This is a genomic window from Flavobacterium agri (assembly GCF_013401995.1).
GTDB classification, from domain to species: Bacteria; Bacteroidota; Bacteroidia; order Flavobacteriales; family Flavobacteriaceae; genus Flavobacterium; species Flavobacterium agri.
Map to the genome: position 1 here is coordinate 458,555 of NZ_JACBJI010000003.1, position 13,816 is coordinate 472,370.

The 13,816-nt window shown below is 47.3% G+C and carries 10 protein-coding genes; 6 read left to right on the forward strand and 4 right to left on the reverse strand.

Going from position 1 to position 13,816, the window contains the following annotated elements; all coding sequences use genetic code 11:
• Position 1: 1 nt before the first annotated feature.
• Positions 2-1,063 carry a serine hydrolase domain-containing protein gene (locus tag HZF10_RS09430; protein WP_176005944.1) on the reverse strand — a complete coding sequence of 354 codons (1,062 nt, stop codon included), beginning with the start codon at positions 1,061-1,063 and terminating at the stop codon, positions 2-4.
• A gap of 163 nt (positions 1,064-1,226) precedes the next feature.
• On the opposite strand from HZF10_RS09430, the gene HZF10_RS09435 reads away from it, so the two are divergent.
• Positions 1,227-1,646, forward strand: a complete 420-nt coding sequence (locus tag HZF10_RS09435) for a lipocalin-like domain-containing protein (protein WP_176005945.1) — start codon at positions 1,227-1,229, stop codon at positions 1,644-1,646.
• A 1-nt stretch (position 1,647) separates the two neighbouring features.
• Positions 1,648-1,944 (forward strand): DciA family protein, encoded by a 297-nt coding sequence (locus HZF10_RS09440; protein ID WP_176005946.1) that lies wholly within the window; start codon positions 1,648-1,650, stop codon positions 1,942-1,944.
• A 152-nt stretch (positions 1,945-2,096) separates the two neighbouring features.
• Here HZF10_RS09440 and HZF10_RS09445 read toward each other — a convergent pair whose 3' ends face one another.
• Positions 2,097-2,516 carry a nucleoside-diphosphate kinase gene (locus HZF10_RS09445; RefSeq protein WP_176005947.1) on the reverse strand — a complete coding sequence of 140 codons (420 nt, stop codon included), beginning with the start codon at positions 2,514-2,516 and terminating at the stop codon, positions 2,097-2,099.
• A gap of 106 nt (positions 2,517-2,622) precedes the next feature.
• Entirely contained in the window at positions 2,623-4,209 is a 1,587-nt protein-coding gene (gene bshC / locus HZF10_RS09450; RefSeq protein ID WP_176006078.1) for a bacillithiol biosynthesis cysteine-adding enzyme BshC, read from the reverse strand.
• A 649-nt stretch (positions 4,210-4,858) separates the two neighbouring features.
• Here bshC and HZF10_RS09455 point away from each other — a divergent pair.
• From HZF10_RS09455 to HZF10_RS09465, 3 genes are read left to right on the forward strand one after another with little or no spacing between them, the layout of a single operon-like run.
• Positions 4,859-6,250, forward strand: coding sequence for an RtcB family protein (locus HZF10_RS09455; RefSeq protein ID WP_176005948.1), 1,392 nt, complete (start codon positions 4,859-4,861; stop codon positions 6,248-6,250).
• On the forward strand, positions 6,250-6,942 hold the full coding sequence (gene prfH / locus HZF10_RS09460; RefSeq protein ID WP_176005949.1) for a peptide chain release factor H: 693 nt from the start codon (positions 6,250-6,252) through the stop codon (positions 6,940-6,942). The genes HZF10_RS09455 and prfH overlap by 1 nt, the downstream gene beginning before the upstream one ends.
• Positions 6,926-7,462, forward strand: a complete 537-nt coding sequence (locus HZF10_RS09465; RefSeq protein ID WP_176005950.1) for a hypothetical protein — start codon at positions 6,926-6,928, stop codon at positions 7,460-7,462. The genes prfH and HZF10_RS09465 overlap by 17 nt, the downstream gene beginning before the upstream one ends.
• 17 nt (positions 7,463-7,479) lie before the next feature.
• On the opposite strand, the gene HZF10_RS09470 is transcribed toward HZF10_RS09465, so the two are convergent.
• Positions 7,480-11,577: a T9SS type B sorting domain-containing protein gene (locus tag HZF10_RS09470; RefSeq protein ID WP_176005951.1), complete on the reverse strand. Its 4,098-nt coding sequence runs from the start codon at positions 11,575-11,577 to the stop codon at positions 7,480-7,482.
• A 26-nt stretch (positions 11,578-11,603) separates the two neighbouring features.
• Here HZF10_RS09470 and HZF10_RS09475 point away from each other — a divergent pair, with 26 nt between their 5' ends.
• On the forward strand, positions 11,604-13,811 hold the full coding sequence (locus HZF10_RS09475; RefSeq protein ID WP_176005952.1) for a B12-binding domain-containing radical SAM protein: 2,208 nt from the start codon (positions 11,604-11,606) through the stop codon (positions 13,809-13,811).
• Positions 13,812-13,816: the final 5 nt, after the last annotated feature.

A 13,816-nucleotide genomic window follows, 5' to 3' on the forward strand; every position in this document is an offset into this window, starting at 1 on the left:
TTTATTCGATTACCGCATTTATTTTAACCCATAAGTCTTCGTCAAAGCCCGAAAGCGCCCAATTGCTTTCGTCGGCTGCGTCGCCCATGCGTACGACGACCATTTTCCTGCTCGGGATCACATAGATTTTTTGGTCGTTTTTGCCCAGTGCCATAAACATATCGGTTGGTCCGCTTGGAATGACGCTTCCCGGGAATTCAAGTTGGCTTTGCGGAAGATGATAACTTGATTCGCCGTTAATCCACCAAAGATAACCGTACGATTTGTTGATGTTTTGCGACGGGTGAGTGGCTGCATTCAGATAGGATTGCGGAATAACCTGCTCATTTTGCCATTTGCCGTCATTGAGCGCCAAAAGTCCGAAGCGCGCCATACTTCTCGTGGTCGAGAAATAAACCGAAAGTTCGTCCATTTGCGACCAAAGCCCCGTCATGCCGATTTTGTTCTTGATATTGGCATCAAAATACGCGTCCCACGTTTGTCCCGATGCCGAAGCGACCACTTGCTGAAGGATCACATACACATTGTCGTAAGCCCAACGCGTGCCAGCCGGGGCAAGGTAAACCAGACATTCAGGATCAGTGCAATCGCCGTTGGCTGCATCGTCCAGACCCGAAGTCATCGTGAGTAAATGTTTTATGGTGATTTGGCTTTCTTGGGTTGGTGTGAGATCCGTCCAGCCTTGTCCCAAATAATCCGAAACAGGATCGTTTATATCAAGAAGGCCTTGTTGCTGCGCGATTCCAACGGCAGTAGAAGTCAACGTTTTCCCTGCGCTTGCCCAATACCAGGGCGAAGCCGATGTATGTCCGTTGAAATAGTGTTCCATGACGATCTTACCGTTGACGAGGATCATAAAGCTTTTGGAATGCTTGAGTTGCAGAAAGTCGAGCAGCGACTGTATTTGGGATTCGTTCCATCCGAGTTCGGCCGGCGTTTTGGTTTCCCATGAATCGCCTGAAACCGCAGGAAAATACATGGCTTCAGGAGTAGTGCTGCCATCGTCGTTCGAACAACAGGCCAACGCAAACGCAATCGATAAGGTAAGTACTATTTTTTTCATCGCAAATCGTCTTTGTCTTAGGATTCCAAAAGTACGCAATGGTTTAATTTGTCGAGCGTCAAAAGTTTGATGGCAGACATCGGCTTGCGATCATAAGCCAAATTTTTCAAAAAAGCGACACGCACACAACCTTACAAGCTTTTAAAAATGGTATTTTTGGAACATGAGATATTTCGCTTCCCTAATCGTATTTTCACTGTTTTTTACTTCGTGCCAGCACAAGATTTCAAAAGACCAGATCGCCAAACTAAACGGGTATTGGCAAATCGAGAAGGTCATGACGGCCGATGGCGAACAAAAGGATTATCAAGCCAATACGTCTTACGATTATTTCGAAATAAAAGCCGATAAAGGATTCCGGGCCAAGGTAATGCCGCAACTCGACGGCTCTTTCCTGACGAACAATTTGAAGGAGAACGTGACCGTTTCTTACGAAAAAGACGGCACTTACCTCAATTATGTCACCGAATACGCCAAATGGCGCGAGCAGATCAAGGTTTTGGACGAAAATGAATTCGTGGTCGAAAATGCCCAAAAAATCGAATACCACTACAAAAAAGCAGGACCGATCAAAATCGAATAACATGGCAAAACGCATCAGCAACGAAGGCTCTGTAGGCGATGTCCTGAAACACATCATCTCACAGAACAAACTACAACCCGGAATGGATGCGATCGCGGTTCAGGACGCGTGGTTTTCGCTTATGGGCAACGGTGTGAAAACCTACACGCGTGCGGTCGCCTTGAAAGGGACAACGCTTTACGTGGAATTGACTTCAGCCGTTTTGAGAGAGGAATTGAGTTACGGGAAATCGAAAATCGTTTCGATGATCAATGAAGAACTTGGAAGGGAAGTGGTGAAAGATGTAGTTTTGAGGTAGATTTTTGGATTCCGACGAAGGAGGAATCTAGGCTTGTGCGCCTAGGAAGAGATTTCTCCTTCGTCGAAATCCCAAAAAAAATCCCGTCCAATCAAGAACGGAATCTCATATTTTCAACAGAATCAGCTTACTGCTTAAAGCGTACTGCCATCTTAAAACTGCTCGCGTCCGGCAAAGTGGAAAGCGCCTTCAATAGCCGCGTTCTCATCGCTGTCAGAACCGTGAACCGCGTTCTCGCCGATTGATTTCGCATATTTTTTACGGATGGTTCCTTCTGCCGCGTCAGCCGGGTTCGTAGCTCCGATAAGTGTACGGAAAGCCTCAACCGCGTTGTCTTTTTCAAGGATTGCAGCCACGATCGGTCCGCGAGTCATGAACTCAACCAATTCGCCGAAAAACGGACGCGCGTTGTGTATCGCGTAGAATTGTTCCGCATCAGCCTTTGTCAATTGCGTCAATTTCAAAGAAACGATCTTGAAGCCCGCTTCTGTAATCATATTCAAGATTCCACCGATGTTGCCAGCCTCGACAGCATCAGGCTTGATCATTGTAAAAGTTCTGTTAGTTGCCATAGTGCTTTTTAAAATTTGGCGCAAAAATAAGGCGATAAACCGAATAAAAAAAAGAATAAGAATGCCTTTTCAGGCAATTTTTCAAAAAACGCCGATAATCGCGATGTCAAATGACGATAATGTCAAAACGCTGTTCCAAAGGTTTTAACGTGCGCAAAAGAGTAGGAACGAGGTTTTCTCCGGCTTCGATGTAAAACTCCGAAAAGTTCGCCTGCCGTTCCTGCAAACCTTGGAACGGAAAAAGTTCGTTTTGCAGATTCGTGAGTCTCTCGAGTTCGTCCGCGTGTTTGCGTTTTTGCGCTTTGAGCAGACGTTTCTCGAGGTTTTCCAATCCCTTGGTTTGTTTGGCTTCCTGCGCTTTTACGGCTCCCGAAAACGACCTGTCGGTTTGTTCGGAAAGCGCGAAAAGATCAGCGAATTGCTTTTGCAGCGCGAGTTTTTGTGGAAGAAGATTTAACGGAAATTCCGAAAATTCGGCAACTTTGCGATTCACGAGTTCAGCTTGCTTCGTAAACAAATCCTTCCAGCTCAATCCCAAATTGTCGGCTTTTTTCGCTTGTTTTTCTGAAGAAAGCAAAACCGAATTCCGAACGAGCAACACAGGGAAAGTCACATCAACCGCATCGAAAAACGCCTTGAGCTCAAGCCAGTACGCGATTTCGCCTCCGCCGCCGATGTAGCATAAATTCGGAAGGATGACTTCTTGGTAAAGCGGCCTCATGATCACGTTCGGACTGAATTTCTGCGGATTTTTATCGACTTCCGACAAAATTTCTTCCGTCGAAAAAGCGATTGAAGTCTCGTTCACGACGTATTTTCCGTTTTCGAAAACGATGCGTTCGCGAAGTTTGTCGTCCAGATAAAACAAGTTGATTTCACGAGGATTCACCTGAACGTTATATCCGAAATCTGTTATTGTTTCGGACACTTTTTGATAAGAAACGCGCTCGGTCAATTCCTGCTTCACATAAGGCGCGAAAAGTCGCTTCAGATCACGGTCGTCACCGTCGATAATCACCAAGCCGTATTGGCCGAAAAGTTCATTGGCGAGCCAACGTGTCGCTTCGGTAAGATTTTGGTGTGCTATGTAGGCTTTTTGGAAAAGATCGGTGATTTTTTTCGCATTTTCAGACGGCCCTAAATCCTGTTTGAAAAGCTCGAGTAAACTATTCAACCCTTCGGTAGACAAACGTCCGACAGCTCCTGAGCTTTCGCGATTCCAACGGAACTTTTTGCCTTTGAAATTGAAATACGAAATCTCTTCGAAATCGTGGTCTTCGGTCGCCATCCAATAAACCGGGACGAAGTCGTTCTGCGGATAGTTTTCTTTCAATTCTTTCGCCAGATTCACCGCCGAAATGATCTTGTACAAAAAGTACAGCGGCCCCGTGAAAAGATTGAGTTGATGCCCCGTTGTTACGGTAAAAGTCGTGTTTTTCGAAAGCAGTTCGATGTTCGTTCGGGTAGCCGATGAAACATCGAAACCGGCATATTGTCTTGTAAGCGATTCGACGAGAACCTGTCTGTTTTCCGACCGGAAATTCTTGCCTTTTTCGTTAATCTGATCCTTGAAGTTGTCGATCGACGGAAAACGGTTGTACCAACTTTTAAGCTCGGGTTTCTGATTGAGGTAATCGACGATCAAAGAAGAAAAATAACCCGAATCCTGATAGCTGATACAGTCGCTTGGCATAGTCAAATTGAAAAAGTTGCTCAAAAATACGAAAAGAATTTTGCCGCCTTTTCCCGTAGGGAAAGTTTTATGACGAATGCATTTGGTCGATAAAATTTCGAATTCGGATTTGGAAATCTCAAAAACTATTTTAAATCTTTGCCACCAGAAATGTATAACTCTTAAAACCAAACGCGATGCGTCTATACCAAAGTTTTGACCAAAACAGCACACCGAAGGGATTCCGTGTGTTCGCGTCTTCGTGTTTTCTCAAAGTTTAGCCACTAACTAACCTCAATATGAAAAACCCGAAGGCCATTTAGTCTCCGGGTTTTTTTGTGGATTTCACTTTCCTGTCCCGGAGTTTTTTGACTGTCATTCATCTTGCCACCGATTCGGCTGATGAAAGCTTAGCCACGAATTATCCGATTATCACAAATGGTTTTGGCCACGAATTACACGAATTACACAAATTCAGACCTGACCGACAAGTGATCGCTTTTCGATTAAAGATTTCACGAATCAGATTTGAAATAGAAACCCAACAAAATCGGACATAACCGATTAGTGTCATTTCAGCTCAAAGTCTGCAGCTTCACATTTGTGATATTCGTGTCATTCGTGGCAAAAAAAAAGCCATACGTGGCCCAAAATCACAACAAAAATCATCATGGGAAATAAACTCTCAGGGAAAGACCTCATAAAATTAGGCTTCCCGAAAAATAACGCGATCAACATCGCGCTCGGGCAAATCAACCGTTACCGCAAAAAAGAAAAAAAGGAACGCATACTGCTCGAAGCAAAACAAGTGCTGCTCAACCCCGAAAAATTCACCGCAGACGGGACTTGGGGAAAAGTAGCCGAAGGATTGACCAAACCGGTCGAAGTAAAGTTCAACGAATTGATGAACACGCGCGCACCGTTCTCAATTTTCGGGGAAAACGAAATCGACGAGCAAGCCAAACGGCAGTTGTACGACGCTCTCAAATTGCCGATAGCGGTTTCCGGAGCATTGATGCCAGACGCGCATTCGGGTTACGGATTGCCGATAGGAGGCGTTCTCGCGACAGACAACGCCGTGATTCCATACGGAGTCGGTGTCGATATCGGATGCCGCATGAGCTTGTCGATTTTCGATTTGCCGGCATCTTTCCTCAAAGGAAAAGACCACATGTTGGTCCAGATCCTCAAGGAACACACGAAGTTCGGCATGACCGAAACGCACAAGATCAAAGCCGATCACGAGATTTTCGCCCGAAACGAGTTCAGCGAAATCCCGTTCGTGAAAGCCTTGCTCGACAAAGCCTACAAGCAGCTTGGAACATCGGGCGGCGGCAACCATTTCGTCGAATTCGGGATCGTCGATCTCACTTCGGATCATCCGGAATGGAAAATGGGAGCGGGGTCGTATTTCGCGGTCCTGTCGCACAGCGGCTCTCGCGGACTCGGTGCCAACATCGCTAAGCAATACACGTATCTGGCGACGAAGCAATGTCCGCTTCCGAAGCAAGTGCAACATCTGGCGTGGCTCGACCTGGACACGCACGACGGTCACGAATACTGGCTTGCGATGAATCTTGCGGGCGATTACGCAAAGGCGTGCCACGACGACATTCACCGTCGGATCGGAAAAGCGCTAGGCAAAAAACCGTCAGTCACGATCGAAAACCACCACAATTTCGCGTGGAAGGAAATCGTCGACGGACAAGAACGCATCGTACACAGGAAAGGCGCGACTCCGGCGGCAAAAGGCGAACTCGGCATCATTCCGGGTTCTATGACGGCACCGGGATTTATCGTTCGCGGAAAAGGAAATGCAGAAAGCCTGAATTCGGCTTCTCACGGAGCCGGAAGATTGTTTTCACGTGCCAAGTGCAAGCAGAACTTTACCCAAAGCGACATCAAGAAAGTGTTGGCTGCGGCCGATGTGACACTTGTCGGAGGTAATATAGACGAAGCGCCGATGGCTTACAAAGACATCCGAAAAGTCATGGCGAACCAAACCGAGCTCGTCGAAGTGCTGGGTACGTTCACGCCCAAAATCGTAAGAATGGATCGCTGATGGAAAAGTTTTTACAAATCACATCAGGTCGCGGTCCGGCCGAATGTACGTGGGTCGTCGCCCAGGTTTTGAAGAAAATGTTGGAAGAAGCCGATGCGGAAAATCTCGAAGCGTCGGTCATCCAACACCAATCCGGGCAACAAAACGCAACGGTGGAAACGGCGACGGTAAAAATTTCGGGCAAATCGGCTGAAGATTTTGCCAAATCATGGGTCGGAACAATCCAATGGATCGGACAAAGTCAATTCCGCAAGATGCACAAACGCAAGAACTGGTTCATCGGCGTTTTCGAGATCGACATGTCTAAATCGGTACAGATTTCCGAAAAAGACATTTCGTACCAGGCCATGCGAAGTTCGGGAGCTGGCGGACAACACGTGAACAAAGTGAGTTCGGCAGTACGCGCAACGCATCTCCCGACGGGAATTTCGGTCGTCTCACAAGACAGCCGTTCCCAACATCAGAACAAAAAACTGGCCACCGAGCGCCTTCTGGTAAAACTGGAAAGCGAAAAGTTGGAACAGGTGAAACGACAGGTTTTCTCGGAATGGGAAAACCAATTGAACGTGCAACGCGGCAATCCTGTGCGCACGTTTTCAGGATCAGATTTTAAGAACAAGCCGCCCGTGAAAGGCTTCAAAACCGAACGAAGGCGGCTCAAAAACGATTTACGCAATGAAGACTATCAATAAATTTTTGGCCCAAGCCATCGACTGCTATCCGGGAAATCTCGAGGCAAGTATCGAAGCGCTCGATTACGCATTGTCTTATGACGATAAAAACACTATGACGCTTTGTCTGTACGGACGTTTGATGAGCGAACAGCTTTTGAGGTTCGAAGAGGCGAAGTCCTTTTTCGAGCGTGCATTGGCCATCGACATCAATGCGGTAGAGATTTATCCACATTACATCAGGACACTTGCCAACAACGAAGATTTCGAACAAGCCAAAAAGCTCGCGGCATTTGCCATTACGGTAAAAGGTATCAACAAATACCAGCTAGCCGAGGCCAAAATCGACCTCTTCGAAAAGATGCACGCGTTCGACGAAGCCGAGTCTGCGATTGCCGAAGCCAAGTTGTGGCACGTTTGCTCTTGGGATTTGAACGATTTGGAAGCTGCCGAAAAACGCATCAAAATGAAGCGCGACTTGGTCGATGGCAAGCAGCCAAACCAAAAAAATAAAAAGAAAAAGAAGGAAAAAGCCGCATAAAAGCGGCTTTTTTGTTTTTATCGTTTGAGTGAGAAATGACCTTTGTGTTCTTTTCCGTCGGCGCGAGTAACCGTGAACCAATAATCGGTAGATGGAAGCGGCTTCCCGTCCAATGTGCCATCCCAACCTGGTCCGTTGGGTTCAAGTTGACACAGGAATTTTCCGTAGCGGTCAAAAATATTGACGACCATGGTCGGCTCGATCTGAGAGAACTTGATGCGCCAAAAATCGTGCGACCCATCGCCATTCGGAGTAAAAAACTTCGGATACGTGAGCAAATAAACCGTTTCGTCTTTTGTGCCACATCCGTTTTTGTCGCGCACGTAAACCGTGTACTGGCCGCTCGGCAAATCGGTAAAGACATTCGAATCCTGGAAATGGTCGTTGTCGAGCGAATATTCGTAATCGCCCAATCCCGAAACGACTACCGTAATCGAATTCTGTTCGTCTGTCCAATCCGAAACCATGACTTGCTCGATGATTGCGCTGTTCGATTCCACTACCGACAGGTCTACTGTCGCTTCACAAGTCTGGCCGTTGACGGTTTCGAAAACCGTTACCGAATAATTTCCGGGTTGGCTCACGACAATCGATTGGGTCGTTTGCCCGGTAGACCAAGAGTAAGCGTCGTAGCCCGAATCGGCAGTAATTACAGCGGGACTTCCGGAGCATATTGACCAAATAGTTTTCATTACTGGTCTCGGTTTAGGAATTACATTGAGCACGGTCTTGAAAATCATCGGGCATTCGCCTGGCTGTTGCACGCGTATGAATATAGGCTGAGGATTCACCGTGTTGGTGTACGACGTAGGCAAACCTCCATTTCCCGCTAAAGCATCTTCAACAGACAAATAATAATCGAAGTCATAACTTCCGGAAGGAATCAACGGCAAAATCGTATAGGCCGTGTCATAGAGGTTAAAAGTCGTAAATCCGTCGTAATCGTCGTCGCAGGTGTAAAGATCCGGAATGGACTGGAGCGCAATGGAATCGACATGTAACGTAAGGATCGCGATTTCCGAGCAACCGTTCGCATTGGTGATCTCGACCCAAATCGTTTGAGGATTGATGGTATTGGAGAACGACGAGGCATTTGGGATCGGATTGTCGTTTTCGAGGTTTTCAAGCGATGTGAAATACGCAAAAGTCAGGTTGTTGTCTGTCGAAAGATTGGATTCGGCTTGGGTAAGGTCGAAAATTTGTAAGCCGTTCATCGCAAAATCGCAAAGATGTAATTCGGAATCGGTGAAATTCGGTTCGAGAAAAACGTTTAAGGTCAATTCTGAAACCGAGGAACATCCGCTGCCGTTTTCGACGCGGACATACAGCGCCTGCGGATTGGTTTCGTTTTCGTAATTCGAAAGGTTCCCGATCGCGCCTGTCTGTAAAATGGCTTCATTCAACGTCTTGTAGTACGAAAAAGTATAACCCGAAAGGGGTGTGATGGCTGTTTGTGCTTGGGTAAGATCAAAAAAGAGTTTTCCGTCAGGATCATCATCACAGCCTGAAAGCGAGACTTGAGGCGCGATCGGATCGGTATTCGGAGCCACGACCACAGTTTGGTTTTGAGACGAAGAGTTTCCGTTTCCATCGGCGAAAGTCCAAGTCACGGTATACGTTCCGGGCAAATCGTAAACAAGCGGATCTATCGTCGTGCCGTTGATCGTTCCTGCACAATTGTCGGTAGCGGTTGGAACCTGTGAAACGGTTGCCGAACACAATCCGCTGACCTGAGGCAATTGCGGAAAATCGGGCACAGGGCCGGTCGAATCGCCAACGTTGACCGTTACGGTGATGGTCGCATCACATCCCAATCCGGAAATCGCGCAGGTATATTCGCCTGCTTCGGCCGGAGTAGCGTTTTGGATTTCAGGATTTTGAAGATTGGATGAAAAACCATTCGGGCCAAGCCAAGCGAATGAAGTCCCGCCCGTGGCGTGAAGCGAAATCGTACCGCCCACGCAAACATCCGAAACCGGCTGGACTGTTCCTGTAGAATTGCAATCGAGGAATTTCGCAAGATAAGTGTCTGGATTCGAGGCAAACATGGATTGGTGCGCGCCCGGCGTCGCAATGCCGGTCGTACTGCCGTTTACGTTGCCGAACATATAAATGGCTCCCGAAGAGTCGAGTGAAACGCGTCCTAGTTGGGTTGCCATATTTCCGCCGTAATACGTTCCCCAGACTCTTTGTCCGCTCAAATTGAGCTTGACGATATAGTTTTTGTGGTACGTGCCCATGAACTGGAGATAAGCGTCGGGAGTACCCAGACCCGTTTCTCCCGTTCCGGGTCCTGCACCATATAGCTCGTCGCTGGCATTTACCGTGATGTTGCTCAATGGGGTCGGGAAATACGTACCCCAGATCTTTTGCTGGTTGACGAGATCGAATTTTATGATGAAAGTACTCCCGACAATATTACTGTTCTGGATAAAATTTGGGTAAAAAGTATTGGGCGTGCCGATGCCTGTCTCGCTCCAGGTACGTCCTTGCAGATAAGCGAAATTTCCTTTTATTTCAGCGCCAAGAACCCAGTCGTTGCCTTCACCGCCCATATAAGTTCCCCAAATGCGCTGGCCCGAAGTAGTAAATTTTATGATCATGCCACTGCTGAGTTGTGTCGTTGGCTGATAGGTACCCGGTGTTGCGATATTATCGGTAACCGCCGTTGAACCGATCGCGTAGATTCCGCCATCGGCTCCTTGCCCGCAATGCATAAACCCGGAAGGCGTTGCGCCTCCGTAATAAGTTCCCCACAGGCGTTGTCCGTCGTGGTCGAATTTTGCGAGGAAGGCCGACATACTACCAGCATTTCCCGATGGCGACGTTTCCATAAAAGCACCTGTCGAGGCCAATCCTGTTTCGCTGTTCGTCTGTCCGCACAAATAGGCATAACCTTGGTTGTCTATGGCGATCGAAAGGCCATCTTCGTTTTGCATTCCGCCGTAAAAAGTTCCCCATTGACGTACGCCTTGCGGGTTCATCTTCACCAGATACGCATCGGAATATTGCGCATGTACCGGTTGGAAGGTGCCCGGAGTCGATAAGTTTCCGCCGTAAGGAGTTTGCCACGGACTGAACGCACTGCCTCCGAAAAATAAATTCCCGGCCGTATCGAAAGCCATATGTGACGCGATTTCGTCAAAATAGGTTCCCCAAAGCAATTGGCCGTCGGGATCGAATTTGGAAATGAACGCTGCTGTCCATGACGTCACGAATTGCTGATGGCTTCCGGCTGTCGTGAGGTTTGTGCTGCTGGCGGTTTGCGCAGAAACATATACATTGTCGTCGGGAGAATTTTTGAGTTCGATTGCGATTTCCTGACCTGTTCCGCCGTAATATGTTCCCCAAAGGCGAACCGGAACCGGATCGATAGTTATCGTTTGGTTTGCGTTTAGCTTTTGAGCACCTGAAAATCCGTACGTGTTTTTTGCGATTTGTCGGTAGCGGATGTCTACGATTTGACCGGACTCTTCATTTCCGATCCAACTTTTAGGCAAGGATTCTTCCATTTTTCCGAACCTGAGCCTCATCGAAAGTTTGTCATTCTCGAGTTTCGTTTTTGTGCCTTCCCATTTCATTTTGATATCCGAAAGATTTGCCCCAGGCTTGATCACGAAATTGTACTCTACGGGCTTGGATTGGTCTTCGGGCACAAAAAATACGAGATCAATATTCGGATATAAGTTTTCATAAAGCACTTTTTGGTAATGATGCACGAACAAAACGCCAGCCTTTTGGCCTTTCACGGTGTAATAATTGCGAAAATCTTTCGATTTGCCTTGACTTTTTATCGAAACATTCGGATCACTTCCTACAAAATCGACATCTACACGATGAAAAGCAGTTTTGAAAAAGACATTCCTTCTAGGCTTGGTTACGTCGCAGTTCTCGAACATTTCTTGAGAAAAAGCATCTTCGGCTTCGTAGACATCATATGAAAAACCATTTTTCCTCAATTGGACGTTAAGCCCTTTCGTATTGAGCAAATAAAGCACAGACGTATTCTGATTTCCGTTTTGGTCTACAATCTGTCCGCGATTTTCGTAAAATCCGTTGTGTTGGGCAAACAGATTTCCAAAACAAAGCACAAGCAGTAAGTAAAGTTTTTTCATAAACCCTATTTTTGTAAAAAAATCCTTTGCGACCGAATATTTTTCTGATCACGCCTCCGTTCACCCAGCTGAACACGCCTTATCCCGCGACGGCTTACCTCAAAGGTTTCCTGAACACAAAAGGGATTTCGTGCGTTCAAGCCGATTTGGGGATCGAGGTGATACTGGAATTATTTTCCCGGGTTGGACTGGAAAAATTGTTTGGGCACGCCAAAGATAAAAAAGCAACCGGATATACGGCTAACGCTTCGAGAATCCTTGCACTTTCGGACGATTATATCAATACCATAGATTCGGTCATCGCTTTCCTTCAAGGCAAAAATCCGACACTCGCCTTACAGATTTGCCAAGACGATTTTCTTCCCGAGGCTTCGCGTTTTTCCCAACTCGAAGAACTCGATTGGGCGTTCGGTTCTATGGGCACACAGGACAAGGCCAAGCATTTGGCGACCTTGTATCTCGAAGATATTTCCGACCTGATAGTGGAATGCGTAGACGATAACTTCGGATTTTCGCGCTATGCCGAGCGTTTGGGCCGCAGCGCGAATTCGTTCGACGAGCTGTATGCCGAATTGCAAAAACCGCTTTCGTATATAGACAAGATCACGATTTCGGTGCTCAAACGCAAAATCGACGAAATCGATCCTAAACTGGTGTTGGTTTCAGTACCTTTTCCGGGCAATCTTTTTTCTGCTTTCCGATGTGCGCAATGGATTCGGCAAAACCATCCGGACGTCAAAACCTCTATGGGCGGCGGTTTCCCGAATACCGAATTGCGTTCGTTGTCCGATGTGCGCGTCATGGAATTCTTCGATTTCATCACGCTCGACGACGGCGAACTTCCCGTAGAATTGCTCATCGATTACATCGGGCTGACCAAAAATCCTTCCCAAGGTCCGCTCAAGCGCACATTTTTGCTCGAAAACGGAAAAGTCGTCTATAAAAACGATTCACTACGCCACGATTACAAGCAGAATCACATCGGAACGCCCGATTATTCAGATTTGCTTTTGGATAAATATATTTCCGTCATCGAAATCGTCAATCCGATGCACCGCATGTGGAGCGATGGCCGATGGAACAAGCTCACAATGGCGCACGGCTGTTATTGGGGAAAATGCACGTTTTGCGACATTTCGCTCGATTACATCAAGATTTACGAGCCCGTCGCGGCCACTATTTTATGCGATCGTATAGAAGAATTGATCGCACAAACGGGGCAGAACGGTTTCCATTTTGTCGATGAAGCTGCGCCGCCGGCATTGATGCGCGCGTTGGCGTTGGAAATCCTCAAACGCAAACTCACCGTGACGTGGTGGACGAACATCCGGTTCGAGAAAAGTTTCAGCTACGATTTGTGCCGACTTTTGAAAGCGTCAGGTTGCATCGCGGTTTCAGGCGGACTCGAAGTCGCTTCCGACCGGTTGCTCGCGCTCATCGACAAAGGTGTCACGGTCGAGCAAGTCGCCAAAGTCACGCGTAATTTTACCGAAAACGGCATTCTCGTGCACGCGTATCTGATGTACGGTTATCCGACCCAGACCGTTCAGGAAACTGTCGACAGCCTTGAAATGGTGCGACAATTGTTCGAAGCCGGAGTGTTGCAGTCGGGATTCTGGCATCAGTTCGCGATGACGGCTCATAGTCCGGTCGGTATAGAACCTGCGAAATTCGGTGTCGTTCCCGATTCGGACATCGTCGGAAGTTTTGCCAACAACGACATCGCATTCAAGGATACGACGGGAATCGACCACGACAAATTCAGCTTCGGACTCAAGAAATCGCTTTTCAATTATATGCACGGCATCTGTTTCGATTACGCGCTTCAGGATTGGTTCGATTTTAAGATTCCGCGCACGAAGATCGATCCGGATTTCATTTACAACGCGCTTCAGGACGCTTCGGATTTCGATGCCAAACCGACTTCGAAAATCGTCTGGATCGGCAAGCGTCCGATGGTTTCGGCTTTCACCAAATCGAAAAAAGGAAATTCATGGAAAATGGTATCGCTTGAATTCCACGACAGGCGTTCTGTCACCGAAGTCCAGGTGGGGGAAAAAGAAGGCGAGTGGTTGCTCAAGATTCTCGAACAGGTTTCGGCGGTTTCGGGAAAACCGATGACTTTTGCACAGCTGAAATCGGATTTTGAAAATTCGGGATTGGAAGACTTTGAATTGTTTTGGTATTCGAAACCGGTTGCGAAATTGCGCGAAGCCGGATTATTGGTGTTGTGATTTAG

Coding starts and splice junctions, on each gene's coding strand:
- HZF10_RS09430 (WP_176005944.1), bottom strand. CDS start 1,063: ATGAAAAAAATAGTACTTACCTTATCGATTGCGTTTGCGTTGGCCTGT.
- HZF10_RS09435 (WP_176005945.1), top strand. CDS start 1,227: ATGAGATATTTCGCTTCCCTAATCGTATTTTCACTGTTTTTTACTTCG.
- HZF10_RS09440 (WP_176005946.1), top strand. CDS start 1,648: ATGGCAAAACGCATCAGCAACGAAGGCTCTGTAGGCGATGTCCTGAAA.
- HZF10_RS09445 (WP_176005947.1), bottom strand. CDS start 2,516: ATGGCAACTAACAGAACTTTTACAATGATCAAGCCTGATGCTGTCGAG.
- bshC (WP_176006078.1), bottom strand. CDS start 4,209: ATGCCAAGCGACTGTATCAGCTATCAGGATTCGGGTTATTTTTCTTCT.
- HZF10_RS09455 (WP_176005948.1), top strand. CDS start 4,859: ATGGGAAATAAACTCTCAGGGAAAGACCTCATAAAATTAGGCTTCCCG.
- prfH (WP_176005949.1), top strand. CDS start 6,250: ATGGAAAAGTTTTTACAAATCACATCAGGTCGCGGTCCGGCCGAATGT.
- HZF10_RS09465 (WP_176005950.1), top strand. CDS start 6,926: ATGAAGACTATCAATAAATTTTTGGCCCAAGCCATCGACTGCTATCCG.
- HZF10_RS09470 (WP_176005951.1), bottom strand. CDS start 11,577: ATGAAAAAACTTTACTTACTGCTTGTGCTTTGTTTTGGAAATCTGTTT.